This is a genomic window from Rathayibacter iranicus NCPPB 2253 = VKM Ac-1602, from assembly GCF_003149025.1.
GTDB lineage: Bacteria > Actinomycetota > Actinomycetes > Actinomycetales > Microbacteriaceae > Rathayibacter > Rathayibacter iranicus.
In genome coordinates, this window is record NZ_QGDV01000009.1 from 12,251 (window position 1) to 36,043 (window position 23,793).

Here is a 23,793-nt window from a genome sequence, read left to right on the forward strand (position 1 = left end):
CGCCATGCAAAAGCTGTACTACGCGAGCGGTTACGTGCTATTGGGGAACGAGGTGTGCACGGCGGTCGTCGAGTACGCGCAGGCATTGGCGAACGTGGGGAAGTCGGATCTGGTCACGGTCCCGTCGCTCTCGGACGAGGGGCTGCGGGGGGAGACCCGACTCCTGCTCGGCCCGGCCAGCCAACTCTTTAGCAGCCCAGCCCTCGACCGCGGCGTCGACCTCGACGACCAGACGGCCGTGGAGTCGATGGGCGAGAAGACCCGCCGCCTCCAGCCCTCCCGGCCCACCGTCCAGCCCCGAGGCGAGGTCGAGGTCGACGAGACCGACTACCTCTGAAACGCGGCGGAGGGACATCACGCACGGTCACGACTCGAGCGTGGTGCTGGGCCGTTCGCCGAAGCGGTGCGCGTAAGACGCTGAGAAGCGGCCCAAGTGCGCGAAGCCCCAGCGCCGCGCGACGTCGCTCACGCTGACGTTTCCGGATTCGCTGGAGCGCAGCTCGGAGCGCACCCCGTCGAGGCGAATGCGGCGCAGATAGTCGGTGGGAGTGACGCCGAACTCGTGGCGGAATTCGCTCTGCAGAGTGCGGAGGCCGACTCGGGCCGAGTCAGCGATCTGTTCCGTCCGCAGCGGCTCGTGCGCGTGGGCGTACATGAAGTCGATTGCCTCACGCAGCCGTCCTGAGCGGGGCACGGCGAGGTCGCGGGGGGCTTCGAGTGCGGAGTGCGGGAAGGTCTCGAGGAGGGCGACCGCGACGGTGCGGTCGGCCTCGCGGCGCAGGAGCGGGGAACTCTCGGCCTCATAGATCACTCGGGCAACCGCCGCGACGGTAGCGGACCAGCGGCGCAGGGCTGCACCCGCGGGACGGGCTCTCGTCTCGAAGAGGAGGGGTCCGCCGCGCGTGCCCTCCACCTCCTCCGCGATGCCCTCGAGATAGGCGCTGTCGAAGTGGATGAGGTTTTGCCGGTAGTCGTGGAATTCGAACCGGCTTGGCCTGTTGGTGACGAAGATTGCGGGCTGCCCGTACTCGAGGACCACGGCGTCGCCGTCGAGGTCCGTGGCGCCTTCTCCGGCGGTCAGCCAGGAGACGACGTACTCGCCCTCCGTCTGAATCGAGCCCTGCACGGAACCTGCGAAGTGGCTGCCGCGGAGGGTGACGTCGCCGTCGCCGACGGAGGTGTAGCGATAGGAGAAGTCGGGGCTTGGCTCGACGACGAGCCGGTGTCCGTTGTAGAAGTGCTCAAAGAGTGCCCGCGCTTGTTCGATGTCCCGCCCGCTGATATCCGAGCGGATGACCTCGCCGTTCTGTGCATTCATCGGCGCCAGGGTCGCATGACCCTGGTTCGACCGCGTCTGATACGGCTGCGAAATTTCGCTAGGCGGATACGCCGGTCGCCGGGCCGACGGCCCGTGTCATGGCCTGCACGGTCGCGGCGTGGAACTGGGCGAGCAGGACGATAGTGTGCCGCGCCTTCGCTTCGATCGCGAGAGAGAAGGTTGCGCCACAGAGAGTGACGCGCCACGAGCGGATGTCGTCGGTGCCGACTCTCGCGGTCGTTGCCGCAGACGCGCCACCGCTATTACTCCCACCGAGCATGAGCGCGCTCGGGGTGACGCAGAGGCTGCCACTGACTCCGGCGACCGTGGAGGAGCACTCGAAATCCGCCCCCGAGAGCACAGGCCCTGAGAGCTGCACGAAGTCGGAGACCTCTTCTGCGCCCGGCGCCCGCGCGCGGTGGGTCATCGGATGCTCAGGCGGCGTGCGTCAGCCCGGCGGAATCCGGCTGCTGCGCCGGCTCGGCGACGAGGCGCAGGCCTCTGCCGCTGTTCGCCTCCTCCATCAGGGCCCGTACCCAGCCGGCATTGATAGCCGGCATGCGGCTGCCGTGGAACGAGAACTGCAAGGGGATGCTCGGGTGCAGCCACAGGGTCTGACGGCCGGTGCCGTGGGCGCTCGAGGCGTCGAGCTGGAACGCGAATGCTTCGTCGCGCCGGAACTTATTGATCATGACGATCTGCAGGTGCGCGAGTGCGCGGTCATCAATCTCGTGCGAGGTGGGGGGAGTGCCGTAGAGAAGTGCGCCCATGTGCTGTACCGCCGTTCTGTTCTGGTGCCGCGGTGCCGGCCGCGGCGGAGAGGACGCCCCGGCGAGTGCCGTCGAGGAGGAAGTGGGGGAAAGCGGTTGTCGTGTTTTCAGTTGTTCCGAGCCGGACGTGTCGGATGCCTGCTGAGCAGGGCAGTGAAGTCGGGCGGTCGGGCCGTCCCTCCGGCTGTTCTTCGAACGTACGCGCCTCCTCCGGCGGCTGTGGGCGACTATCCGTAATGCGAAACGTCTGATGGAGTCACTGGGCCGACTCTCAGGAAGGCGGCGATGGTGTGTTGCGGTCGGAGGGGGTGGCGCGCCAGGTGGAGGCGCCCGGGCGCGCGTCAGTAGAGTCCCCTGCATGAGCGACCCAGCAGACGGCCCGCGTCCCGTCGACCTGTCCGTGTTGCCGCCGGAACTCGCCGCCGCGCTCGCCGCGGTCGACACAGCCCTCTCGGCGATGGCGGCGGGGGATCCGGAGCCGTACCGCCGCTGTTGGGCCGACTCCGCCGACTCCACCCTGTACGGCGCCTTCGGCACGATCGAGCGTGGTCGAGCGGACATCGACGAGACCCTCGGCTGGGTTGCCGGTCGCTTCGCCGATGGCGAGCTGCATCCCCACTATGAGGTGGTGTACACCTCGGGTGACCTCGCATACACGGTGGGTCGGGAGACCGGGACGACCCGGCTCCACGGTGGAGAGGTGCGTCCGCTCGTTATCCGAGTGACGCATGTTTTTCAGCGCATCGACGGGCAGGGGTGGCGGATCGTGCACCGGCACGGCGACCATCCGCCCGCGCTCGAACGCTGAGCGGCTCGCGCTCGACGCCGAGTGCCGGAACGCCCGTCCAGTGTCCAATAGTTGTCGCACTCGGCGCCGAGTGCGACAACTATTGGACAGTGGACGCGGCCGCCCGCCGACAGCGCGTCGGCGATCAGCTCGGTCGCGCGGGACGTCGCGCGTGCAGGCGCTTCCTCAGATCGACAAGGGCTATGGCTGTCGCCGCCATCAGTGCAATCACTCCGCCGCCGAGAGTGCCGGATTGGAGCTGCGCCGAGATTTCCACGAGTGATGACGCGAGTGCCAGGCCGGCTGCGACTCCCCACTGCTGGGCGGCCGTGAGAATCCCTGCGGAGGCTCCGTGTTCTCCGCTCCGAAGTCCACGAGAACCGACGACGATAGCCACGACACCGCACAGGACGAGGCCGAAGCCCGCGAGACTCGTGCCGACAATGACCTGCACGAGTGCGGCGAACCCGTGGTCGACCGAGACCGACAGGGTCACCAGGCCGAGCGCCATGGCAATGAACCCGCTGAACGCGGCCCTGTGGGGGCCGATTGCCCGCAGAAGACGCGGTGCGACGTACGCGCCAGCCGCAGCCGCCGCCGCGTCTGGGAGAAACGCGCACCCGGAGGCGAACCGAGACCACCCGAGGACGTCCTGCATATAGATGGAGGCGAAGTAGACCATCGCCCCGCCCGACAGCGGGGCTGCACAGCTGAGCACTGCGGCAGCGCGTACCGATCGGCGGGCGAGAAGCTCGGGCGGCACTAAGGGGTTCGGGGTCCGCCGCTGCTGATAAGAGAGCGACACGAATCCTAAGAGAGCGACGGCGGCGAGGCCGAGGAGCCACGGTCCTCGGCTGGATTCGTTACTCAGCAAGGACAGTACTGCGACCAGGCTGATGCTGGCCGTCGCAAAGAGCAGGGCACCGATGATGTCGACTCGCTCACCGGATTCCCTCATGCGGGGGAGGATCGAGGCGGCGGCGGCCCCGAGCGTCGCCGCAAGGATCGTGCAGAAGACGAAGACGCTCCGCCAGCCGGTCACTCCGACGAGGACGCCACCGAGGACGACGCCGGCGGCGAATCCTGCTGAGGCTGCTGCCCCCCACATCCCGAGCCACCTCGGCCGTTCCGCGGAACTGGTGAGCTGGGTGAGGAAGGCGAGAGCTGATGGGGCCACCAACGCCGCGGATGCTCCCTGCGCAACCCGCGCGACGATCAGCACGTCGAAAGACCAGGCCAGCGCGGCGAGCAGACTCGTCATGGTGAACCCGCTGATGCCCCAGAGAATCACGTTTTTGGGGCCCCAGCGTTCTGAGGCACGCCCACCCAAGAAGAGGAGCGCGGCGAACCCGACCGCGTAACCCGTCACGACCCAGTGAGAGAGAGCTGGACTGACACCGAAGGTGTCCTGGAGATTGGGGATCGCAATATTGATGATCGAGAATTCCATCGCGACCAGCAACTGCATGCCGCACAGTAACCACAGACCCGCGCGATGACGGCGAGTCTGCGGCTGTATTTCGGCGCGGGTAGTCGCCGTCACCGTGGCTCAGTCGGAAAGAGCGGCAGGTGCGTCAGTACGTCAACATCGCTGCGCTCATCGCCCTCGGTCGCGATCGCGAGTACCTGGACGACGTGCCCGCCTGCCTGATCAGCGAGGGTCTTCAGCGCGGTGACAGTTGCCCCGCTGCTGACGACCTCATCGACGATCGCGACACGAGTGTCCTGAAGCTTCGCCGTGTCTCCCTCGTCGATGAACAGCATCTGCTCGCCAGCGGTGCCGATTGTCTGGAGTGACACAGCGAGCGGCTGACGCATAGTGGGTCGCCTCTTCTTGCGCGCGAGCACATAGCTGAGACTTCGACGTCGGGCGATCGCATGAGCGAGCAGTATTCCGCCGCTTTCTCCGGCGAGCAGCACATCGACATCAGACATGAGCATGACGCTCAGCTGGTCGGCGCAATGCTCGGTCAACTCGACATCGCCGTAGAGCTTCAGGAAGGCGACGCTCACCGTCTCCGATACCGGAACCACAGGGAGATCCCTGCTCACGCCGCCGAAATCCGCAGTGTGCGTGGTCATTGACGATTCTCCTTTTCTGGTCGGTCTTCCACCGCTGCCCACAGCTCGGCAAGGCGGTTCGGAAACGCTTCGCGCACGGGAAAAACCGAACTGCCGAGAACGAACGAATCGGCTCCCGCATCGAGAAGTGATGTCACGCGTTCAGGACTGATCGCACCGTCTACCTCCACGCGGCGAACGGAGGAGCGACCTACCCACGAGGCCGCCGCTCGAACAGTGTTCACCGCCTCTGGACGGAACGGGCGCCCGACTCCTCCGGGCACGACACTCATCACGGTCAGTCGTTGGGGCTCGACCGCGTCCACGACCCACGGTTCGGCACGCTCGTCGCCGTCCAGCACCAATCCGACCTCCACGCCTGATTCAGCGGCAGATTTTGCCATCGAGATGGCCCTCGGCGTCAATGAGCACTGATGGAGACAGAGGGCAGCGGGCCGGCGATCAAGGATCAGTGGGAGGAGGTGTTCGGGTTCGGCGAGCATGACGTGCACGTCCACGGGCATGGTCAGGCGTGCCTGAAGGTCGCTGATCAGCTCGGGCGGTAATCCGACGTTGCCATAAGACGGGTCGATGACGTCGATGTGCACACGATCGACACCCAGAGCCGCGATCTTCGTCAGCTCCTGCTCGAGACGCGTCTGGTCGACACACAGGACCGATATCGACAGTCGGAGTCGGCGCGTCATGCGCACACTCCTTCGTGAGAGCCGTGGTCGACGCGGAGGGGCGGCGGCGCCAGTAGTCGTCGCAGCTGCTCGGTGCATCCCTCGACGAAGGACGTGGTCGACACGAGGGCGAGGGAAGGGTCGGGGTACGTGTCAAGAGCGTCGAGAGCCTGGAGTCGCCCGTCGCTGAGAAGCGCACAGACTCGATTCCGACCGATATCCGTCAGTCGAAGGTGAGCCGTAGCCGCACGAATCCTGGATGCCCCGAGCGCTTCGAGGGCTTCCACTGCTTTCGTAACGGTGCCGGCACTGCAGATGAGGTCATCAAGGATAAAAAAGTCACGCCCGGCGAGACTGTCTCCGGTGACCTCAAGCGTCACCGTCACGGTCGACGCTCCGAGCCGCCGCTTCTCGGCCACCACGTAGTCGAGTCCGAGTGTTCGGGCCACGTCGCCTACCAGCCCCGCCGAACCAGCGTCCGGTGCGACGAGCACGGGGCTATTGAAGCCGGAACTCGACACCCTCGAACGGAAGAAGTCCACCGCTGACGCTTGGGACAGACGAAGCGGTCTGTAGGCCTTCGACAGTAAGTCGACGGAGCCCGACTGAATCGTCACGATGTGGTCTGCCCCTGCGACTCGGAGGAGATCCGCGACGAGCGTAGCCGTTGTCGATCGATACTCTCCGTCAATCGGGCGGTCCTCTCGGGAGTAAGGAAGGTGTGGCACGAATACGGTCACTTCCGCTGCACCGTACTGGCGGTAGGCGCGCACAGCGGCGAGGAGGGCGAGCAGGGCCCTATGACAGTCCTCCTCTGCGCCGGACAGCGACTGGAGAATCACCACGTGGACTCCATCCGCCCGCTCTGGAAGCTGAGCGTAAACCTCCCCGTCAGGGAACGATCCGTCGATGCAGCGGCACAGTTTCGTGACTGACGGCATCAGGGCGAGTATCCGTTGAGACGATCCTGGATGGCTGGCTTCAAAGGCAGAACATGCCGCAAGGATCATGCTGCACGATGTCCCTGATTGTGAGGGAGATCGACTTCGAGTGCGAGCGCATCCATCACACTCGAGCCGGAATATGGATGCCGCGCGAGTACAAGCAGATCCTGGGTGGCGTTGACAGCGATCGTTCGCGTGTACTTTGTGAAAAGAGGCGCATCTGATGCGGAGTCGCCGAGAGCGACGACGTCGTCATCATCAGCGCCGATCGCGGCCTGGATCTGCGCAGCGATGCGGGGCTTGTCTTCAGGGTTGAGGATCTTTGTTCCGTATTGCGAGCCATGAATATGATCGAAATTGCCGACAAGGCGCGCAAACTCCTCTGGCGCCATCGTGAGCAGGCAGGTGACGATTCCGAGGCTGCGAAGACCGGAGATGGCGGCATCCAGGTCATCGATCTTTGGCGCACTCGCCCACGCGTCACTGAAGTACGTGAGGTGATCCGGTCCCCACAGCTCGAGCGCTCGAAGCGAGAATTGCAGACTGTCTATGTGGCCTGCGTGGTATTCGGCTTCGAGAAGTTGAACCTCAGGGAGAGTTCCCGCTGCCAGCGAAATCGCCTGCGCTGCCGTGGAGTTGCGGATAATGGTTCCGTCGAGGTCGAAGATGACCAGTTTCGTAGTTATGATACGACGACCTTATGAGCTTCTCGGTGGGAAAAGAGAGGGGGTAGCACGACGGACGGCTTATCGAACGCGCACACGAAATAGCGAACGGAGTTGAGCAAGACGATGCGGGTGCCGCTCGATTTTAGAAGGGCACTCATATGCCGCGAAGGGTCCTCATGGGACCGAGACGTTCTCCTCGGCGCTTCGCAGAAGACGGCACTGCAACTCAACACGACCCCCCGGTCACGTTCTGTGTAGAGAACTGAACTTGATCTAGCGTAGTCGTGCTCATGATGATGCGCAAGCGACATCAAAAGGCCATGCAATGCTCATGAGTAATCAGGTGGGTAACGAAGGGATAATGCATGAACTTCACAGCCGTAAGGCCTAGCGCAAGGTTATCCTCGGCGCGGAATGCCGCAGTGGAGGTGTCAGACGATCTTCTCGCGCGGCAAGATGTGCTGGCCGTGCCGAGTGCGCCGCGAGAGTCGTCTCCACCGTGGTCAGGGAGCGGCACCGGCATGTAGCGCGCGGTTGTATCGCTCACGCGATCGGGTCGAGGTAGGCCGAACCCGCGGAGTCGACGGCGCGCGATACTGTGAACCCTCTCACCCCGGAACTTCAAGGAGACGCATATGTCGGTCGGCCTGCTGGCGGTTGTTGATGACATCCTCACCGCTGCCCTCAAAGCGAGCGCCAAGACGGCGGGTGTCGTGATCGACGATGCGGCAGTGACTCCGCAGTACGTGCAGGGGCTGACCCCGGCCCGCGAATTGCCGGTGGTGTGGCGGATCGCGCTCGGGAGCCTGTTCAACAAGTTCGTCATCATCATTCCGGTGGCGCTGCTGCTCTCGGCGTTCGCGCCCTGGGTACTGCCGTACCTGCTGATCCTCGGCGGCGGGTTTCTCTGCTTCGAGGGTGCGGAGAAGGTGCTCGAGTGGTTCGGCGTGCACCACGCGGCGGGCGAGACTGAGGCGCGCGACGAGAAGAAGCTCGTCTTCGGCGCCATCCGTACCGACCTCATCCTGAGCACCGAGATCATGCTGATCGCGCTCGACGGCCTCGACCCCGACTTTGGAGTCGGTCCGACGCTCGGCGCGCTGGCGATCGTCGGGCTCGGGATGACCCTGCTCGTGTACGGCGCGGTCGCTCTGCTGGTCAAGATCGACGATGTGGGCCTGGGGATGATGAAGAACGCGGCCAGGGGCGTGCGGCGCGCGGGAGTGAGGATCGTCGCGTCGATGCCCGCCGTCTTCCGTGCGATCAGCATCGTCGGCACGCTGGCCATGCTGTGGGTCGGTGGCCATCTCGTCGTCGCGAACCTGGCCGAGACGTTCTGGCACGCACCCTCCGACCTGGTCCATGCCGTCACCCACGCAGTGGAGGCGGCCGGCCCGGTCATCGTTTGGCTCGCGGACACCGCGGTCTCGATGGTGTTCGGCCTGGTGCTGGGGCTGATCGTTGCGGCCGTGGTGATGGGCGTGTCCCGCCGCCGCGGCACGGCGGCCGCCACGCACTGACGCGTGCAGTGCGCCCACTGTCCAAAAGTTGTCGCACTCGACCGCGAGTGCGACAACTTTTGGACAGTGGGCGCGGTCACTCGGGGCGGCGGGGCGCCCAGCGGCTCAGGGCCGGTGTGTCGACTCCGGGAACGCCTCGGGCTCGCACTGGATCGTCGCGTGCTCGATGCCGTGGCGCTCGCGGAGAATGGCGAGTACCCGCCCGAGCGCCGTGCGGTAGTCGGCGTCCGGAGCGACCACCACATGACCGCTGGCGCTCTCCATACCGGAGGTAATCGTCCAGACGTGCAGATCGTGCAGCGCCAGCACTCCCGGCACGGCGCAGACATCGCGTTCGAGGGCCACGAGGTCGACGTGCGCGGGCGCCGACTCCATCAGGATCCCGAGCGCCTGCCGCGTCAGCGACCAGGTGCGCGGCAGGATCAGCAGCCCGATCAGCACGCCGACGATCGGATCGACCCAGGCCCAGCCAGTGCTGAGCAGCACGATCGCGGCGACGATCACGCCCACCGAGCCGAGCGCGTCCCCGAGCACTTCGAGCGAGGCTCCGCGGAGGGTGATGCTCTCTTTCGCGCCGACCGAGAGCAGGCGCAGACTCAGCAGGTTCACCGCGAGTCCGACGACGGCGGTGATCAGGAGGGGACCGCCGTGCACCGCGGGCGGCTCGGCAAAGCGCCGCACCGCCTCCACGATCACGAAGCCGGCGACTGCGAACAGCAACAGGCCGTTCGCGAGGGCCGCGAGCACTTCAAGGCGGTAGGAGCCGTAGGTACGTCCCTTCGCGGCAGGCCGCGCGGCGAGCGTGATCGCCGCGAGTGACATCCCGAGCGCGAGGACATCGGTGCCCATGTGCGCGGCGTCCGAGAGGAGCGCGAGCGACCCCGTCGAGACTCCGACTGCGAATTCGACGACCATGAACACGGCGGTCAGCATGAAAGCGGCGACGAGCGGACGCCGGTGCCGCGCGGCAGCGGAGCCGGCCGAAACGCCGTGCGAGTGGCCCATCAGGTCCGCGGATCCCTGTTCATATAAATAGTCTTGCATGGGTTCCCGCAGGACACCTCCCCAGAACGGAGCGGGCGACACCGTCCCGGACGCCGCGCCCGAGCGCTCAGTTCAGCAGCGGCTCCAGCGCACGTCCGAGGTACGGCGCGAGCGTGCGCGCGTATGTCTCAGTGAGGTGCCCGAGATCGCGGTAGACCTTCACCCCGCCAATCACCAGCGGGCAGCCGTCGTCGTCGCAGAACCAGCGCGTCATATCGACGGCGGCGGCGCCCGGCCAGCCCTCGGCGGCGGCGGCCATCAGCTCGCGGTCGGCGAAGGCCTCGTCGAGCGGGATCCGGCAGTCCTCGGCGGTCTCTGGCCGTTCGGCGCAGGCGAGCAGAGACAGGGACGGGAGGACGGGATTGTCTCGCAGCGCGACGACCGTCGTTCCGCGGGCGATCAGCGGCGCCCACGACTCGCGGAAACCGTCGATCCCCGACTGCTCGTCGGGCGTGCCCGAGGCGTCGACGAAGACTGACTTCTTGGCCGAGTACGCCGTGACCATCAGGTCGTACGGGTCCTGCGTGGCCAGCGCCTTCTGTAGTGACTCGTTCCAGATGGCGCAGGAGCGGCGTGAGGGGGCGGAGTCGTCGCGGCGCTCGGCCGTCGAAAAGACGCAGCCAGTCTTGTAGTAGGTGTGCAGGTCCCAGCCCCGCTCCTCGGCGACGATGCGCAGCGCCGGGAAGAAGGACGCGGCGTGGGAGTTGCCGATCAGCAGCACCCGGCGTCCGGTCGGGTCGCCGAAGCGGTACTCCTTGAGGGCGATGCCCGAGTTGCCGGTGCTGCACTCGTCGGTGTTGAGCGCGGAGCCGTCCTCGGAGGCGTCGACGGCGGGGAGGCTCGTCGTCCACGATCGCGTCGCGGCGCAGGCCTCGGCGTTCTCGAGGGCGGCGGCACCGACACAGCCCTCTGTCGAGACGGGGAGTTCGTGTGCCCGGGAGAGGTCGCCAGCGATGGCACCATTGGTGCCGGTGAGGGCGGCGACTCCGGCGAGAGCGGCAACGCTCAGCAGGGCCACCGGAGCGAGCGTACGGACTCGCCGCGGACGGTCGGCGGGTGCGCGGCGGTGCAGCGGATCCTCGACAAAGGTCTTCGAGAGCGTGGCGAGCAGGATCGCGGCGGCGATGATCCCGAGACCGGCGAGGGCGCCGGGATCCTCGCCCGTGCTCTCGCGCCAGAAGACGAGGATCGGCCAGTGCCAGAGGTAGAGGCCGTAGCTGATGCCGCCCAGCCAGACGAGTGGGCGCAGGGCGAGCAGTCGAGCGACTCCGAAAGTCGGAGCCGGGCCGGTGCCCGCCACGAGCACGAGCACCGCCGAGAGGGTCGGCCAGAGCGCCGCCGCGCCAGGGAACGCGGTCGAGACCTGCAACACGACACCGCAGGTGACGACTCCGATCAGCCCGAGCCAGCCGGCGACCACCCGCAGGGCGGTCGGCAGCGTGCGGCCCGGCAGCACGAGCGCGGCGAGCGAGCCGAGGCCGAACTCCCACGAACGGGCGAGGGTGCTGTAGTAGGCGGTCGGTTGGTCGATGCCGACTCGCACCACCGAGAACGCGAACGAGAGTGCGGTGAGCGCCGCGACGAGGATCAGGAGGATCCGCAGCGCGTGAGCGCGACGTCGCAGCAGCACAGCGATCACCGCGGCGATCACGGCCAGCCCGAGCCAGATCACGTAGAACTGCCCCTGCACCGACATCGCCCAGAAGTTCTGCACAGGCGAGTGGAAGTCGTCCTGCGCGAGGTAGTCGACCCCGGCCCGCGCGAGCGCGATGTTCTCGACGTAGAAGGTCGATGCGAGCACTTCGGTGAAGGTTTGCAGCAGTTGCGAGGGGCGTAGGAGTACCGGGGCCAGCGCGGCGACCGCGACCAGCACCACGGCCGCCGCGGGGAACAGGCGCGAGGCGAGCCGTGAGACGAAGGCGATCGGTCGGACGCGGCCGTAGCGGCGGATCTGGCCGACGAGCGTGACCGTGGTGAGGAAGCCGGCGACGACGAAGAAGACGTCGACGCCTCCGGAGACCCGCCCGAGCCAGATGTGGAAGGTCGCGACCAGGAGTGAGGCGACTGCGCGCAGTCCCTCGATTTCGGGGCGGTAGCCGGCGGCATCGGCCTTGCGCACCAGCGCGGGTCGGCTTGTGGCGGTCGCTGCGGAGGGGGTGGGCACGGAGCAGAGTTCCTTGTCTCGGGGTCGCGATGGGCCCCCGGCGGAGGAGCCCGACCGACCGCCGGAGTCCAGGATTGCGCGCTCGTGCGCCGAGGGGAAGACCAGCTGTCGCATTGTGTGCCCCCAATTGAGGGTCCTCGTGGCAGCTCGTGTCCCGCCTGTCCGCGCCTGCGCCGGGGCCTGTTCTTGCGCCGCGCAGGGTTCCGCGCGGGGCAGCGGTGATCCGCGAGTGCCGGATTCGTCGCGAAGACGAGGCCAGAAAAGCGGCGCCTCAGCGCCAGGACGCTGGGATGGCGCGAAATAGTTGGCGCGCATTGACGGGTAAAGAGAGGTAAGGCTAGGCTTACCCGCGCTGTGCACCGGCACCCCCGTCGGAACGCTTCACAGCGCACGCGCACGCGCGCCGACCACTCCAGGAGATCCATGTCCACATATCGACGCCGCCCTGTCGCCCTCCTTCTCACCGCTCTGACCCTGGTGGCTCTCACCGGCTGCGGCGCCTCCGAGCAGGTCGCACCCGCGAGCACGGCCGCTGTCGGCGAGGGCTCCACGAGCTACCCGGTGACCCTCGACAATTGCGGCGTGCAGACCACCGTCGCGGCGGCTCCGCAGCGGGTCGTCTCGCTCGATCAGGACTCGACCGAGATCCTGCTCTCCCTCGGCCTCGAGGACCGGATGGTCGGGACTGCCTCCTGGACCGACCCCGTGCTCGCGACCCTCGCCGCCGCCAACGAGAAGGTGCCGCGGCTGGCCGACAATGCGCCCACGTACGAGGTGCTGCTGAACGCCAATCCCGACTTCGTCACCGCCTCCTTCGGCCGGCACTACGCCGCGGAGGGAGTCGCCTCGCGCGACCGGCTCGCCGAGACGGGCATCGGCTCCTACCTCGCACCCTCCGACTGCGACAACGGGGTGAGCGTCAACGGCGGCACCGGCACGCGCACGGTCCCGCTCACGGTCGACGTCCTGTACCAGGAGATCCGCGAGCTGGCCACGGTCTTCGACGTGCAGGGACGCGGCGACGCGCTCATCGCGCAGCTGCAGACGCGGGCGGCGGCCGCCACGGAGGGCGTCGACTTCCACGGTCGCTCGGTCGCGTTCTGGTTCGCCGATACCAAGGTCCCCTACATGGCGGGCGGCTATAACTTCGCCTCGATGCTGGCGACCACCACCGGAATGACGAACGTCTACTCCGACCGCACCGCCGACTGGGCTGCGGAGGGCTGGGAGAACCTGGTCGCGGCCAACCCGGACATCCTGGTGCTGGGTGACCTGCAACGCGACCGCTTTCCCGGCGATCGCCTCGCCGACAAGACCGCCTTCCTCGAGAGCGACCCACTGACGAGCACCCTGCCCGCGGTGCGCGATAAGCGCTACATCGCTTTGCACGGCGCCGAACTGAACCCCTCCATCCGCTTCGTTGACGCCCTCGACAAGATTCGCGCGTGGTGGGACTCGAACGGGGCGACGCTCTGACCGCCGCGGCTCTCGAGCGGGAGCTGCGCCGGCCGCAGCGGGGAGTGGTCGTGGCGGCGCTCGTCGTCGGCGGCCTCCTCGTGCTTGCCCTCTCGGTCGGAGTCGCGGTGACACTCGGTCCGGCGGACGTCTCGCTCGTGAACGTGCGCGACATCCTGCTGAACCACCTCGGGCTCGCGGACATCCCCGTCCGCAGCGCCGAGGACGCGATCGTCTGGCAGGAGCGCCTGCCGCGCGCGCTCGTGTCTGCCTCCTGCGGGGCGGGACTCGGTGTGTGCGGCGTGATCCTGCAGTCGCTGCTGCGCAATCCGCTCGCGGACCCGTTCGTGCTCGGTGTCTCGTCGGGGGCATCGACGGGCGCGGTCGTGGTGGGGGTGCTGGGCGTCGGCGGCGGCGCGATCGGCCTCTCCGGAGGCGCCTTCGTCGGCGCGCTGGTCGCGTTCGGCTTCGTGCTGCTGCTCACGCGGTTCTCGTCGGGCGACACGTCAGGAGTGATTCTGGCCGGGGTGGCGAGCACACAGCTGTTCTCGGCGCTCACCTCGCTGATCGTCTTCGCGCTCGCCGACTCGGACGAGACGCGCGGGGTGATGTTCTGGCTGCTCGGCTCGCTGGAGGCGATGCGCTGGGACGACGTGGCGCTGAGCGGCTCCGTCGTACTGGCCGGTTCGCTGGTGTGTCTCGCCTGCGCGCGCACTCTCGACGCGTTCGCATTCGGTGAGGACGTCGCCGCCTCGCTCGGCGTGCATGTCGTGCGCACCCGGCTCCTGCTGCTTGTTGTGACGGCGCTGCTGACGGCGACCCTGGTCAGCATCGCGGGCGCGATCGGCTTCGTGGGATTGGTGCTGCCGCATGCGGCGCGACTCGTGTTCGGGCAGCGGCATTCCCGGGTGATCCCGGCGACCATCCTGCTTGGCGCGGTCTTCATGGTGTGGGTCGACGCAGGTTCGCGGGTCGTCTTCGCGCCGACGCCGCTCCCCGTCGGGGTCGGCACGGCGCTCGTCGGCGTGCCGGTGTTCATGCTGCTGCTGCTCCGCCGGGGGCACTCGTGACGCTTGAGGCCGACCGTGTCTCGTGGCGGCGGGGCGGGCGGCTCGTCATCGACGGCGTCACCCTCCGACCGCGGCCAGGATCGACGGTTGGTCTGCTCGGGCCCAATGGCTCCGGCAAGTCATCGCTCCTGCGGCTGCTACAGGGTGTTGCCGCGCCGGATGCGGGGGCGGTCACCCTCGACGGCGCGGTGCTCTCTACCCTGCGCCGACGCGAGGTCGCGCGAGCGGTCGCCACGGTCACGCAGCAGGCCGAAACGGAGGCGGACCTGCCGGTGCGCGACGTCGTGCGGCTCGGACGCACCCCGCACCGCTCCCTCCTGGGCGGCGACTCCGCCGAGGATCTCAGCGCTATCGAGCGCGCGCTCGAACATGTCGGCCTGCTCGCTAAGGCCGATCACCTCTGGCGCACCCTCTCGGGTGGCGAGCGTCAGCGCGCGCACATCGCCCGCGCCCTCGCTCAGGAGCCGCGAGAGCTGCTGTTGGATGAGCCGACGAACCACCTCGATATCCGGCACCAGCTTGAGCTGCTGGCGCTGGTGCGGGAACTGCCCGTCACGACGATCGTGGCGCTGCACGACCTGAACCTTGCCGCGCTCTTCTGCGACGACCTGTTGGTGCTGCGGGAGGGGCGCGTGGTCGCGGGCGGCACTCCGCAGCAGGTGCTGACTCCGGCGCTGATCGCCGACGTTTACGGGGTGCGCGCGCGGGTGATCGTTGATAGGGGACGCCCCCACGTCCTCTTCGACGCTGGGGGCTGAGACGCTGCCCTGACAGATGATTGTCAATCAGTCAATGCCCTCGTCCTCCTCCGCGGGGCCGATCTACGGTCGGTATACCGGCTTCGCGACCTCACAGGTTCTCGCGTTCGAGGGGCTCTCGCGCGGAGGGTCGACGCCCGCCGGACGAGAGGGGAGTCGAGATGTCGAGGGACGATGTAGCGCCGGGGCGGTTCGCCCGGTTCGTGAAGTGGGTGCACAAGGCCGATGGCTGGGAGCCCCAGTACCTCCGCGGTCGCGTCGTGGCGAAGAAGGACGGCGAGTGGATCGTCGCGGTCGACGGCGAGGAGCGCCGGATCGTCAAGAAGGAGTGGAGCGTCTACCGCTGACTCCCGCCGCGAGAAGCCAAAAGTTGTCGCAGTGGGCACCGAGTGCGACAACTTTCGGACACTCGCGGCAGGCCGATCTCGCGCACAAGCTCTACGGCGGCCAGGGCGTCGGCTCACGCTGTCGGAGTGAAGAACTCTCCGATGGCCCGCGTCAGCGCGATCAGGTCGTCCACGTGCGCCAGCTCCCGCGCCGAGTGCATCGAGAGAAGCGGCACCCCCACGTCGACCGTGGCGATCCCCAACCGGGTCGCGGTAAGGGGGCCGATCGTCGAGCCGCACGGGACGGTGTTGTTCGAGACGAACTCCTGGTACTCGATGTCAGCTCGCGCACACAGGCTCGCCCAGAGCGCCGTGCCTCGGGCATCCGTGGCGTAGCGCTGTGAGGCGTTGATCTTGAGCAGCGGCCCGCCGCCGGCGACCGGCTGGTTCACGGGGTCGTGCTTCTCGGGGTAGTTGGGATGGATGGAGTGGCCTGCGTCCGCCGAGAGGCACCACGAGGCGGCGAGTGCCCGGGCGCGCTCCTCGACGCCCGCGCCGAGCGCCGCGCCGATCCGGTTCAGCACGTCCTCAAGGAACGGACCGCTTGCGCCGGATCGCGACGCGGAGCCGAGTTCCTCGTGATCGAACGCCGCGAGCATGCTGATGTGGGGCGTCGCAGTCTGCGTCTCGGCGCTCGCCGTGAGGAGTGCGACGAGGCCGGCGTGCACCGAGCTGAGGTCGTCCATCCGGCCGGCCGCGAGAAACGCCTCGTCGAGACCGAAGCGGCGGGGCTCCTGCGTGTCGGCGGTGACGAGGTCGTAGCCGGCGATGTCTTCGGCGTCCTCGAGCCCTGCTTCCGCGGCGAGCAGGTCGAGCAGGTCGACCTCTGACGCGTCGCCGATCCCGAACACAGGGACGGTGTGTTTCTGCCGGTCCAGGGTCAGGCCCTCGTTAGCCGACCGGTCGAGGTGAATGGCGAGTTGCGGGATCCGCAGGAACGGGCCGGTGCGCAGGAGCAGTTCCCTGCCGTCTCGCGCGATGACGCGGCCGGCCAGCTCGAGTTCGCGGTCCAGCCACGAATTCAGCAGCGGCCCGCCATAGATCTCGACCCCGGCCTGCAGCCAGCCCTTCGATCCGATCGTTGGCCGCGGCTTGAGCGTGAAACCGGGCGAGTCGGTGTGCGCGCCCAGAATGCGGAACGGCGTCACCGCGTCGGCTCCCGCCGGGAGGTGCCAGGCGATGATGGCGCCGTCACGGCGAACGTAGTAGCGCCCCGGCGCGGTCGGCCACGCCTGCGTCTCGTCCAGCCCCGTGAATCCGGCGACCTCGAGCCGACGCGCGCTCTCACTCGCAGCGTGAAAGGAGGAGGGCGAGGCGGTCAGGAACTCGCTGAAGTCGGCGATATGGCCGTCACGGTCGATCATCCTCCCAGTGAAGCATCCGGGGGCAGCCTGCGCTGAGCTGCCCGAGATGGCTGTTCCCTCCGGCGTGTCGCGAGCATTCTCGGGCACCTCAGCGAACACGGGAGGGGGTTTAGAGGTGGCGGCCCGGGCGTTGGATGCCGATGACGGTGACTGTGAGGGTCGTGGAGGTGGACTGCGCGGAGGAGGGCGCCGACTCCGCTAGGCGCAGGGTGAGGCGGAGGTGGTCGGTCGCTCCGACCGCGAGAGCGGGGGAGCCGGGGAGGTCGAGGCGAGCGGAGGAGGGGCGGTCGGCGGCGACCGTGCTCACCGTGCCGGCGCAGGTCGTCGCGTCGGCGGACCAGGCGAGCGAGCAGCGCTCGACAGCGAGCTGGAGGCCGTTGGAGCTGTCGGTCGCCGTGCTCGTCTCGAGCTGGAGTACCGACATAGGCACGGTGCCGGTGTGGGTGAGGTCGAGCAGACGTTGCGCGGTGCCGCCCGGGAGGAGGCCGGTGAGCGGAACGGGCACGGTGGTCGCTCCGGTGGCGTCGACGTCGGCGATCACGGTGCCGGAGGCGACCCCGGCACCTGCCGTGCCGCGGTCGAGGAAGACCGCCGCGGCGGTGACGGCGGCGGTGAGCACGAGCACACCGGAGATGAGCGCGATGACCCCCGTGCGCGAGACGACGCGCCGGCGCACCGTGCGATGCCCGCTCACGAGGCGACCTCGACGGGTCGGCGCCAGATGGCGACGAGGACAGCGGCGATGACCGCCGCGCCGCCCGCAGCGAACAGGGCGAAGCGCGCCTGTGGATGCGCGAGCGCGATGCTCGGCCAACCCAGCAGCGGGAGGGCCGACTGCTCTCGCCAGATGCGCGTGTCGGCGATGGTGACGATCCACGGGTCTGCGGATTCGTTGTTGTCACCCTTGGTGGTCAGGGCCAGCTGGCCGGGCTCGCGGCCGCGGAGGGTCGCCGCCTCCGTCTCGGGGTAGACGAAGGTGACGCGGTGAATGACACGGCGACCCGGATCGTCGGGGTCGGTGAAGACGATCACGTCGCCGGTGCGCACCTCATGCTGGCCGATGGGGAAGGTGATCGCGAGGGAGCCAACGGGCATCTGCGGCGCCATCGAGTTCGAGAGCACGGGCACGAGACGCACGACCCCGAGAGCCGAGAGCACGAAGACGGCGAGGCCAGCGAGGGCGACGAGCCCGACCAGACCGGCGAGGAGAGCGCGGAGGAGCCTCACGAGCGACCCTCCCGTCGGCGGCGGCCCGCGACGACCACGGCGGCGCCGACGCCGAGGGCCACCAGGCCGCCGAGCAGGGCGGCGCCGACGTCGCGACCGGTGACGGCGAGGCCACCGGAGGCGACCGGCGCTCGCCCGGAGCCGTCAGCAGAGCCGTCCGTCGAGCCATCACCTGGGCCGTCCGAAGGATCGCCCCCGTCCGCAGCGTCGGCCGCGCGAACCACGACGCGGAGCGAGGCCGTCGCGAGCTCGAGATCGTTGCCGGCGGTCGCGGGGAACTCCACCCGGACGCGGACCCCGGCCGTCGCTCCGCCCTCGACCGGGCGCACTCCCTCGAGGCGGCCCAGGCGTGCGGCGGGACCCGCACCCAGGGGCAGGGTGCCGCCGGGACAGACGTAGCGCTCGACGGTCCGGTCGGCGCCCGCGGGCACCTCGACCACGGAAAAGGCCGAGTCGCAGAGATCAACCGTGAGTTGGAGGCCGTTGCGCGGGTCATCGGCCAGCGCGCCGCGGTCATCGACTGTGAAGCCCACCGACACATCGTGCGCAGCGGAGTCGGAGTTGCTGACCTCGGCAGCCCATTCGGCCTGGTCCCCGGGCGCGAGGTCGCTGAGCGAGCCCGGAGCCGAGAGTTCCCGCACGTCGAGCGCGTCCGCAGGCTCGGCGCTCGCCGCGGGTGCGGGGACCGCCAGCGCGAGGAGCGCGAGGAGCATCGCCGCGAGGGCGGCTCCGCGCGCGCGGGCCTGGGGCATGGGTGACTCCGGAAGAAGAGAGGGGGCTTCCGCCCCGCACCGACGAATCGGGCGGGACGGAAGCGGGGGTGGGACCGGACTGACTACTGCTGGATGCCGGCGCGCTGGATCGCGGCGGCAGTGAAGGTGACTGTCGCGGAGGCGTTCTCGTAGGCGTTGTCCGCCGCGGTCGGCAGGACGAGCTCGATCAGCGTGTTCAGCGTCACGTCGCCGGCATCCGAGGGGAAGGTCCCGGTCGCGGTGGGGGTGATTCCGAAGTTCGCCGGAGTGAAGTCCGCCGCGTTCGCGACTCCGCCGATGGTCGAGAGCTTGCCGGTGCCGGTGATGGTCTGGGTACCACCACAGGTGTACGGGCCGCTCTCCGCGGGAGCGGCGGCGGTGACCCAGGCGACGGAGCAGGTCAGTAGGCGGTAGTCGAGGCCGTTCGCACCGGTGACGAGGGAGGCGCCGACGCGGGCCGGCTCGGTCGTGTCGGAGCCCACGACGTCGTTGGTGACGTCCTGGTAGAAGCGGACCGTCGAGACGAGGTCACCGTCATTGGTGGCGTTCGGCAGCACGAGGCTGATCGGGCGCTGGACCGTGTCGCCGGGCGCGATGTTGGCGACGGTAAACGCTCCGGTGACCGAGATGTCGGTCTGTCCGGCGTCGACGTTGCCGACCGCGGTTCCGGAGTCGGTGAAGACGGCGAAGGCGCCGGCGCCAGCGAGGGCTCCTGCGGCAAGAAGGACTCCGCCGGTGAGCGCAATCTTCTTCCACGGGGTACGGCGGGTGGGTGCTGTGGAGGTCATGGCGACCGTTCCTTTCAATGGGGTGGTGCCCGGTGCGGGCGTGGTCTCCCTCACGAGGACAGGTGCAGGACGAGAGGGGAGGTTGAGGGGAGGCATCAGCAGCCTCCAGCGGAGGCGACGGCCGGCTGGGCGACGGCGGTCGAGGCGGCGGAGGCGACTCCTAGCCAGCGCTGCAGGTCGGGTCGGACCCGCCACTGGTAGCTGCGGCCCTCGCCGACGCGGTCGTCGGTGAAGGAGGTGGCGGCGGCCGCGGGCGTCGCCACGATGGTCCACGCGCCCGGAGTGGCACCGGCGAGTCGGCGCTCGAGCGTCCAACTGGTCGCTCCAGAGATGGGCGCCCAGCTCACGAGCGTGCTCGGCCGGGTAGCCGTGCAGCTCGCGACGGGGGTTGCTACGACCGAGGAGCGGGTCCACGCGCCGAAGCCGATCGCTCCGCTCGTACTGTCGGTGCCGGTGAAACCCTGGCGCGCGAGCGGGGCGGGATCGACCCACACGGTGATCGTGCTGCTCGCCGTGAGCGCGCCGTCGGACACGGTGTAGGGGATCGGGATGCTGCCGGTCCAGCCGTCGGCAGCGGGCGTGTAGGTGCACGTCGCTCCGGAGCAGGAGAAGGCGCCGCGCAGGCCCGTGGGGGCGCTCGTGCCCACGAGAGTCAGGGTGGTTCCCGAGTCCTCGTCGGTGTCGTTCGCGAGCGGGGAGACGGTGACGACTGCGCCTCCGGTGCTGGCGACGACGCGGTCGGGGCGCGCGAGGGGAGGGTGGTTCACCGCGGTGACCGTGACGCTCACTCGGACGTTCCAGGTGCCGTAGGTGCCCGAGAGCGCGTAGTCGAAGACGTCGGTGCCGACAAAGGCCGCGATCGGCCGATAGGTGCACTGGCCGCGGGCGGCGCCGGTGTCGACGCAGGTGACCGACCCCTGAATGGGAGTGGCGGGGGCGGGGCTGGTGGCGCCTCCGATGACCTTCGGAGTGGCCGAGAGCTGCACGCGCGAGAAAGTCGCGCCGGTGGCGGCCGGCCCGTCATTCGTCAGCACATTCACCACGACCGACCCGCCCTGGACGACGGTGGCGGTGTCGGCAGCCGGATCGGGGATCACCGAGATGCTGACCGACGCGGTGCGGGTGAAGGCACCGCCGACGGGTCCGGTCGCTGTCGCCGTGGCGGTGTTCGCAATGGTGCCCGCGCTGGCGTCGGCTGCGGTGGTCGTATACGTGGCGGTCGCGGTGACGACCTGGCCCGGGAGGAGCCGGCCGGCGATGCCCGGCCAGGTGTAGCTCAGAGTCGAGAGGCCGCTCTTGGGGTCGCTGATCGCGACGGCGGTTAGGGTGGTGGTGCCAGCGTTGGTCGCGCGGAACGTGTATGTGACAACGGTCCCGGCGGCGCTGATAAACGCCGGAGTCGCCGATTTCGTGAAAGCGAGATCGTTCGTGCGGGTGAGGGTGACGGTCTTTGCGGCGGTCGCAGTGACGGCCGAGCCGGTCGGCGGCGTGCCGGTGGCGGTTGCGGTGTTGAGCACCGAGCCCGCATCGACGTCGGCCTGAGTCAACGTGTACGTCGCGGAGGCGGTGACCGACTGGCCGACGCCGAGCTGCCCTGCGGTGCCGGGCCATGCGCCGTAGGCGACGGTGACGCGCGGATCGCTGAGCGCCACTCCGCTCAGCGACGCAGTGCCGGTGTTGGCAACGGTGAAGCTGTAGGCGATCGTTGCGCCCGCGGTCGAGCCGCCCGTCAGCGCGCCGTTCTTGGTCAGGCCGATCGAGGGGGCATAGCGGATCGGCGTGGTCGCGGTCGAGGAGGCCGTGACGGTCGTCGGGGAGGCGGCGAGGGTCCGGCCGCTGACGGTCGCCGTATTGCTCACGGCCGCGCCCGTGTCGATATCGGCCTGCGTCACCGTGTATGCGGCAGAGGTAAATGTCGCCGTAGCACCGGGCGCCACCTGCGTCGAGGTCGGGGTGATCCCGGTGACCCGCGGATCCGAGACAGCGACGTTCTGCAGGGTGACGTTCCCCGTGTTGCGAGCGGTGAAGGAGTAGGTGATCCGCTCGCCCGCGTCGGCCTGGGCGTTGCTGTTGGTGTCGGCGAGGGCGCCCGTCTTCGCGAGAGTGAGCGCGGGGACGGGAGTGCTGATCGGCGCGGTGACGGAGGAGGCGGCGCTCGTGACCGTCGATGCGCCGCTGAGGGCGGTGGCTGTCGCCGTGTTCACGAGAGTGCTGGCGAGCGCCTCCGCCGCAGTGACAGCATGCGAACCGGTGCAGGTGACGCTGGCGAGCGGAGCGAGCGTTGTCACGGGGCAGCTGACGACGGCCTTCGGATCGCTCACGGCGACACCGGTCAGCGACGCGAGCGCCGACGTGTTCGTGACCACGAACTGGTACGGGATCGTCGCCCCCTCGGCGTAGGCCGTCGGCTGCGTCGTCGTTCGGTCGATCTGCTTGACGAGGCTGAGGGCGCCGAGGTCGTTGATCGACGAGACGCTGACATTGCGGATGAGGTGCGTGTCGGTCGATCCGCCGGTAGAGGCGGTAAAGCCGAGCTTGTACGTGGGAGGTGCGGCGGTCGTCATCGTGAACCGCAGGACCTCGGTGAGGCTCGCCGCCGACATGCCCGCCGACGCTCCGTACGAGACGACCACCTCGGGGAGTGTCGCGGGGGAGACGGTGACTCGGATGGTCCGCCCGACGAATGTCGCAGGGGCACCCGTGTTGGCCAGGAGGGTCGTCGGCCGCAGTGAGCCAAGCAAAGGAGGGGCGGATCCGCGGAGGTAGCAGTAGCCGGACAGGCCCTGACCCGGACCGCGCGCGACGATCCGGTTCGCCTGCTGGCCTGGCGCCGCGGGACTGGTGGGGCAGCCCGCACCGAGGCCGTTGCCGCCCGCCGCGGTATTCGAGTAGTTGCCAAAGGAGTCGAGTCCGATGCCGAGGTAGCCGCCGTTCACTCCCTCCACCTGGGGGGTGGCGGTCGTGTTCTGGCCGTAGCCGAGTGCGCCGCCCGCCGCTCCTGCCGCGGTGAGGGTCTTCGAGCCGTCGGTGAGGAAAAAGCCGATCCCGTCGGCGCCCGCGAGCGCGAGGTTCGCGCCGTACTGGTACTGGTCGAAGAGCACATCAAGGCCGCCGATGGCGGGGATGGGCCGGTTGAACACGGCGCCGCCCTTGGCGTTCGTGCGATTGTCGGTCAGTTGCAGGAAGCCGGGATTGGTGCTCGAGGCGGGGGCCGAGGTGCGGTTCGCGCAGACGCCCAGGCTGGATCCGGTCGATGGAGGAGCCGCGGTCGCGCGGGTGAGACAGCCGGAATCGAGGGGCTGCCAGGCCGGATCGACGACGCTCGTGCCGCCGAAGCCCTCCTGCACGAGGAGGGTCGCGGCCTGCGCTCGCACCGCGGGGAGGACCGTGAGCACAGCCGCCACCAGGAGGAGGACGAGGCCCAGCGCGACGGGGCGGGCTGAACGTCGTACTGCGTTCGCCATCGTCGGTCCTCTCCCCTGAGCGCCGCGCCGGTGTGCCGGGGTGGAGCGGAGATCACGATAAGTCGGGCGGCGGGGGTGCTCTGTGCCCCTGAAGAGGTACAGCGGCCGGGGGCAGCGGACATCCTCGTCCGGGTGACGGTCAGAGAGAGATCAGGGTGCTGGGAGTGAACGGACAGGCCCTGCCCAGCATGAGGACGCATCGGCGGGGTCGATGGTGGTGTCCGCATCCCTTATCTGGCGGGCGTGCGGCGCGTTCGGAGGCACCTGCCGGTCTCGCTCGATTCGGCACGTCCGACGTCGTTCGGCTCCCGTGCGCCGTGGCCGGGCCTGGCGAAGAGTGACGAGCCTCCGGCGCGAGATCGCGGCGCCATCGCGCCAGCATTGAGGGTTCGCGTGGCGCGAGTGCGGAGCCCGGCGGCGTGTCCACCGGACGAGGGTATCGCTACTCGGAGGGAGCAGAAGTCAAAATTCATCGACGTCCGTCCGTCTCGTCCAATAGCCCACAATGGGTGACAAGAGCGAGTTGCCCTGACCGTCCCGCAGCGTCACCCTCGCTCCTCTCCGGTC

Annotated in this window: 23 protein-coding genes; 7 read left to right on the plus strand and 16 right to left on the minus strand. The window is 68.7% G+C overall.

The window, feature by feature from the left end; all coding sequences use genetic code 11:
* The first annotated feature begins 4 nt into the window (after positions 1–4).
* Positions 5–337, plus strand: coding sequence for a hypothetical protein (locus B0H03_RS10265; protein WP_104265661.1), 333 nt, complete (start codon positions 5–7; stop codon positions 335–337).
* Positions 338–364: 27 nt separating this feature from the next.
* Here the strand turns inward: B0H03_RS10265 and B0H03_RS10270 are convergent, their stop codons facing one another.
* The 3 genes from B0H03_RS10270 to B0H03_RS10280 are packed head-to-tail and all read right to left on the minus strand — an operon-like array spanning position 365 to position 2,088.
* Complete coding sequence (locus tag B0H03_RS10270; protein WP_104265660.1) at positions 365–1,318, minus strand: helix-turn-helix transcriptional regulator; 954 nt, start codon at positions 1,316–1,318, stop codon at positions 365–367.
* A 58-nt stretch (positions 1,319–1,376) separates the two neighbouring features.
* Positions 1,377–1,745 (minus strand): hypothetical protein, encoded by a 369-nt coding sequence (locus B0H03_RS10275; protein ID WP_104265659.1) that lies wholly within the window; start codon positions 1,743–1,745, stop codon positions 1,377–1,379.
* 7 nt (positions 1,746–1,752) lie between these two features.
* Positions 1,753–2,088 (minus strand): DUF7882 family protein, encoded by a 336-nt coding sequence (locus tag B0H03_RS10280; protein WP_104265658.1) that lies wholly within the window; start codon positions 2,086–2,088, stop codon positions 1,753–1,755.
* Positions 2,089–2,446: 358 nt separating this feature from the next.
* Between B0H03_RS10280 and B0H03_RS10285 the strand changes: the two genes are divergently transcribed.
* Positions 2,447–2,896, plus strand: coding sequence for a YybH family protein (locus tag B0H03_RS10285; protein ID WP_160487345.1), 450 nt, complete (start codon positions 2,447–2,449; stop codon positions 2,894–2,896).
* Positions 2,897–3,020: 124 nt separating this feature from the next.
* On the opposite strand, the gene B0H03_RS10290 is transcribed toward B0H03_RS10285, so the two are convergent.
* From B0H03_RS10290 to B0H03_RS10310, 5 genes are all read right to left on the minus strand, one after another.
* The gene (locus tag B0H03_RS10290) at positions 3,021–4,343 is read right to left on the minus strand and encodes an MFS transporter (protein WP_104354374.1); all 1,323 of its coding nucleotides are present in this window, start codon (positions 4,341–4,343) and stop codon (positions 3,021–3,023) included.
* Positions 4,344–4,414: 71 nt separating this feature from the next.
* Positions 4,415–4,957 (minus strand): phosphoribosyltransferase family protein, encoded by a 543-nt coding sequence (locus tag B0H03_RS10295; RefSeq protein ID WP_104354373.1) that lies wholly within the window; start codon positions 4,955–4,957, stop codon positions 4,415–4,417.
* Positions 4,954–5,643, minus strand: a complete 690-nt coding sequence (locus B0H03_RS10300) for a beta/alpha barrel domain-containing protein (protein WP_160487344.1) — start codon at positions 5,641–5,643, stop codon at positions 4,954–4,956. Before B0H03_RS10300 ends, B0H03_RS10295 begins: the two co-directional genes overlap by 4 nt.
* Positions 5,640–6,563 (minus strand): ribose-phosphate diphosphokinase, encoded by a 924-nt coding sequence (prs, locus tag B0H03_RS10305; RefSeq protein ID WP_160487343.1) that lies wholly within the window; start codon positions 6,561–6,563, stop codon positions 5,640–5,642. Before prs ends, B0H03_RS10300 begins: the two co-directional genes overlap by 4 nt.
* Positions 6,564–6,628: 65 nt before the next feature.
* A complete protein-coding gene (locus B0H03_RS10310) occupies positions 6,629–7,255 on the minus strand; it encodes an HAD family hydrolase (RefSeq protein WP_104265651.1) in 627 nt (208 codons plus the stop codon).
* Between the two features lie 614 nt (positions 7,256–7,869).
* Here B0H03_RS10310 and B0H03_RS10315 point away from each other — a divergent pair.
* A complete protein-coding gene (locus B0H03_RS10315) occupies positions 7,870–8,754 on the plus strand; it encodes a DUF808 domain-containing protein (RefSeq protein WP_104265650.1) in 885 nt (294 codons plus the stop codon).
* A 105-nt stretch (positions 8,755–8,859) separates the two neighbouring features.
* On the opposite strand, the gene B0H03_RS10320 is transcribed toward B0H03_RS10315, so the two are convergent.
* Both B0H03_RS10320 and B0H03_RS10325 read right to left on the minus strand, forming a co-directional pair.
* Complete coding sequence (locus B0H03_RS10320; RefSeq protein ID WP_104265649.1) at positions 8,860–9,759, minus strand: cation diffusion facilitator family transporter; 900 nt, start codon at positions 9,757–9,759, stop codon at positions 8,860–8,862.
* Between the two features lie 106 nt (positions 9,760–9,865).
* Positions 9,866–11,962 carry an acyltransferase family protein gene (locus B0H03_RS10325; protein ID WP_160487342.1) on the minus strand — a complete coding sequence of 699 codons (2,097 nt, stop codon included), beginning with the start codon at positions 11,960–11,962 and terminating at the stop codon, positions 9,866–9,868.
* A 423-nt stretch (positions 11,963–12,385) separates the two neighbouring features.
* On the opposite strand from B0H03_RS10325, the gene B0H03_RS10330 reads away from it, so the two are divergent.
* From B0H03_RS10330 to B0H03_RS10345, 4 genes are all read left to right on the plus strand, one after another.
* Positions 12,386–13,438 carry an ABC transporter substrate-binding protein gene (locus tag B0H03_RS10330; protein WP_104265647.1) on the plus strand — a complete coding sequence of 351 codons (1,053 nt, stop codon included), beginning with the start codon at positions 12,386–12,388 and terminating at the stop codon, positions 13,436–13,438.
* A complete protein-coding gene (locus B0H03_RS10335; protein ID WP_104265666.1) occupies positions 13,411–14,487 on the plus strand; it encodes a FecCD family ABC transporter permease in 1,077 nt (358 codons plus the stop codon). The genes B0H03_RS10330 and B0H03_RS10335 overlap by 28 nt, the downstream gene beginning before the upstream one ends.
* Positions 14,484–15,245 (plus strand): ABC transporter ATP-binding protein, encoded by a 762-nt coding sequence (locus B0H03_RS10340; protein ID WP_104354371.1) that lies wholly within the window; start codon positions 14,484–14,486, stop codon positions 15,243–15,245. The genes B0H03_RS10335 and B0H03_RS10340 overlap by 4 nt, the downstream gene beginning before the upstream one ends.
* 161 nt (positions 15,246–15,406) lie before the next feature.
* Complete coding sequence (locus tag B0H03_RS10345; protein WP_104354370.1) at positions 15,407–15,592, plus strand: hypothetical protein; 186 nt, start codon at positions 15,407–15,409, stop codon at positions 15,590–15,592.
* 113 nt (positions 15,593–15,705) lie between these two features.
* On the opposite strand, the gene B0H03_RS10350 is transcribed toward B0H03_RS10345, so the two are convergent.
* From B0H03_RS10350 to B0H03_RS10375, 6 genes are all read right to left on the minus strand, one after another.
* On the minus strand, positions 15,706–16,995 hold the full coding sequence (locus B0H03_RS10350) for a M18 family aminopeptidase (RefSeq protein WP_104265644.1): 1,290 nt from the start codon (positions 16,993–16,995) through the stop codon (positions 15,706–15,708).
* A gap of 109 nt (positions 16,996–17,104) precedes the next feature.
* The gene (locus B0H03_RS10355; RefSeq protein ID WP_104265643.1) at positions 17,105–17,689 is read right to left on the minus strand and encodes a peptidase; all 585 of its coding nucleotides are present in this window, start codon (positions 17,687–17,689) and stop codon (positions 17,105–17,107) included.
* Complete coding sequence (locus B0H03_RS10360) at positions 17,686–18,222, minus strand: signal peptidase I (RefSeq protein WP_104265642.1); 537 nt, start codon at positions 18,220–18,222, stop codon at positions 17,686–17,688. Before B0H03_RS10360 ends, B0H03_RS10355 begins: the two co-directional genes overlap by 4 nt.
* Positions 18,219–18,974 (minus strand): sortase, encoded by a 756-nt coding sequence (locus B0H03_RS10365; protein WP_104265641.1) that lies wholly within the window; start codon positions 18,972–18,974, stop codon positions 18,219–18,221. The genes B0H03_RS10360 and B0H03_RS10365 overlap by 4 nt, the downstream gene beginning before the upstream one ends.
* Positions 18,975–19,057: 83 nt before the next feature.
* Positions 19,058–19,762, minus strand: coding sequence for a TasA family protein (locus B0H03_RS10370; protein WP_104265640.1), 705 nt, complete (start codon positions 19,760–19,762; stop codon positions 19,058–19,060).
* 95 nt (positions 19,763–19,857) lie between these two features.
* Positions 19,858–23,226 (minus strand): DUF7507 domain-containing protein, encoded by a 3,369-nt coding sequence (locus tag B0H03_RS10375; RefSeq protein ID WP_104265639.1) that lies wholly within the window; start codon positions 23,224–23,226, stop codon positions 19,858–19,860.
* Positions 23,227–23,793: the final 567 nt, after the last annotated feature.

What these genes read in the sequence shown, in the direction of transcription:
- B0H03_RS10370 (WP_104265640.1), bottom strand. Translation starts at nt 19,762, where the DNA reads ATGACCTCCACAGCACCCACCCGCCGTACCCCGTGGAAGAAGATTGCG.
- B0H03_RS10290 (WP_104354374.1), bottom strand. Translation starts at nt 4,343, where the DNA reads ATGCAGTTGCTGGTCGCGATGGAATTCTCGATCATCAATATTGCGATC.
- B0H03_RS10365 (WP_104265641.1), bottom strand. Translation starts at nt 18,974, where the DNA reads ATGCCCCAGGCCCGCGCGCGCGGAGCCGCCCTCGCGGCGATGCTCCTC.
- prs (WP_160487343.1), bottom strand. Translation starts at nt 6,563, where the DNA reads ATGCCGTCAGTCACGAAACTGTGCCGCTGCATCGACGGATCGTTCCCT.
- B0H03_RS10285 (WP_160487345.1), top strand. Translation starts at nt 2,447, where the DNA reads ATGAGCGACCCAGCAGACGGCCCGCGTCCCGTCGACCTGTCCGTGTTG.
- B0H03_RS10350 (WP_104265644.1), bottom strand. Translation starts at nt 16,995, where the DNA reads ATGATCGACCGTGACGGCCATATCGCCGACTTCAGCGAGTTCCTGACC.
- B0H03_RS10320 (WP_104265649.1), bottom strand. Translation starts at nt 9,759, where the DNA reads ATGGGCCACTCGCACGGCGTTTCGGCCGGCTCCGCTGCCGCGCGGCAC.
- B0H03_RS10265 (WP_104265661.1), top strand. Translation starts at nt 5, where the DNA reads ATGCAAAAGCTGTACTACGCGAGCGGTTACGTGCTATTGGGGAACGAG.
- B0H03_RS10280 (WP_104265658.1), bottom strand. Translation starts at nt 2,088, where the DNA reads ATGGGCGCACTTCTCTACGGCACTCCCCCCACCTCGCACGAGATTGAT.
- B0H03_RS10330 (WP_104265647.1), top strand. Translation starts at nt 12,386, where the DNA reads ATGTCCACATATCGACGCCGCCCTGTCGCCCTCCTTCTCACCGCTCTG.
- B0H03_RS10300 (WP_160487344.1), bottom strand. Translation starts at nt 5,643, where the DNA reads ATGACGCGCCGACTCCGACTGTCGATATCGGTCCTGTGTGTCGACCAG.
- B0H03_RS10375 (WP_104265639.1), bottom strand. Translation starts at nt 23,226, where the DNA reads ATGGCGAACGCAGTACGACGTTCAGCCCGCCCCGTCGCGCTGGGCCTC.
- B0H03_RS10295 (WP_104354373.1), bottom strand. Translation starts at nt 4,957, where the DNA reads ATGACCACGCACACTGCGGATTTCGGCGGCGTGAGCAGGGATCTCCCT.
- B0H03_RS10315 (WP_104265650.1), top strand. Translation starts at nt 7,870, where the DNA reads ATGTCGGTCGGCCTGCTGGCGGTTGTTGATGACATCCTCACCGCTGCC.
- B0H03_RS10275 (WP_104265659.1), bottom strand. Translation starts at nt 1,745, where the DNA reads ATGACCCACCGCGCGCGGGCGCCGGGCGCAGAAGAGGTCTCCGACTTC.
- B0H03_RS10270 (WP_104265660.1), bottom strand. Translation starts at nt 1,318, where the DNA reads ATGAATGCACAGAACGGCGAGGTCATCCGCTCGGATATCAGCGGGCGG.
- B0H03_RS10345 (WP_104354370.1), top strand. Translation starts at nt 15,407, where the DNA reads ATGTCGAGGGACGATGTAGCGCCGGGGCGGTTCGCCCGGTTCGTGAAG.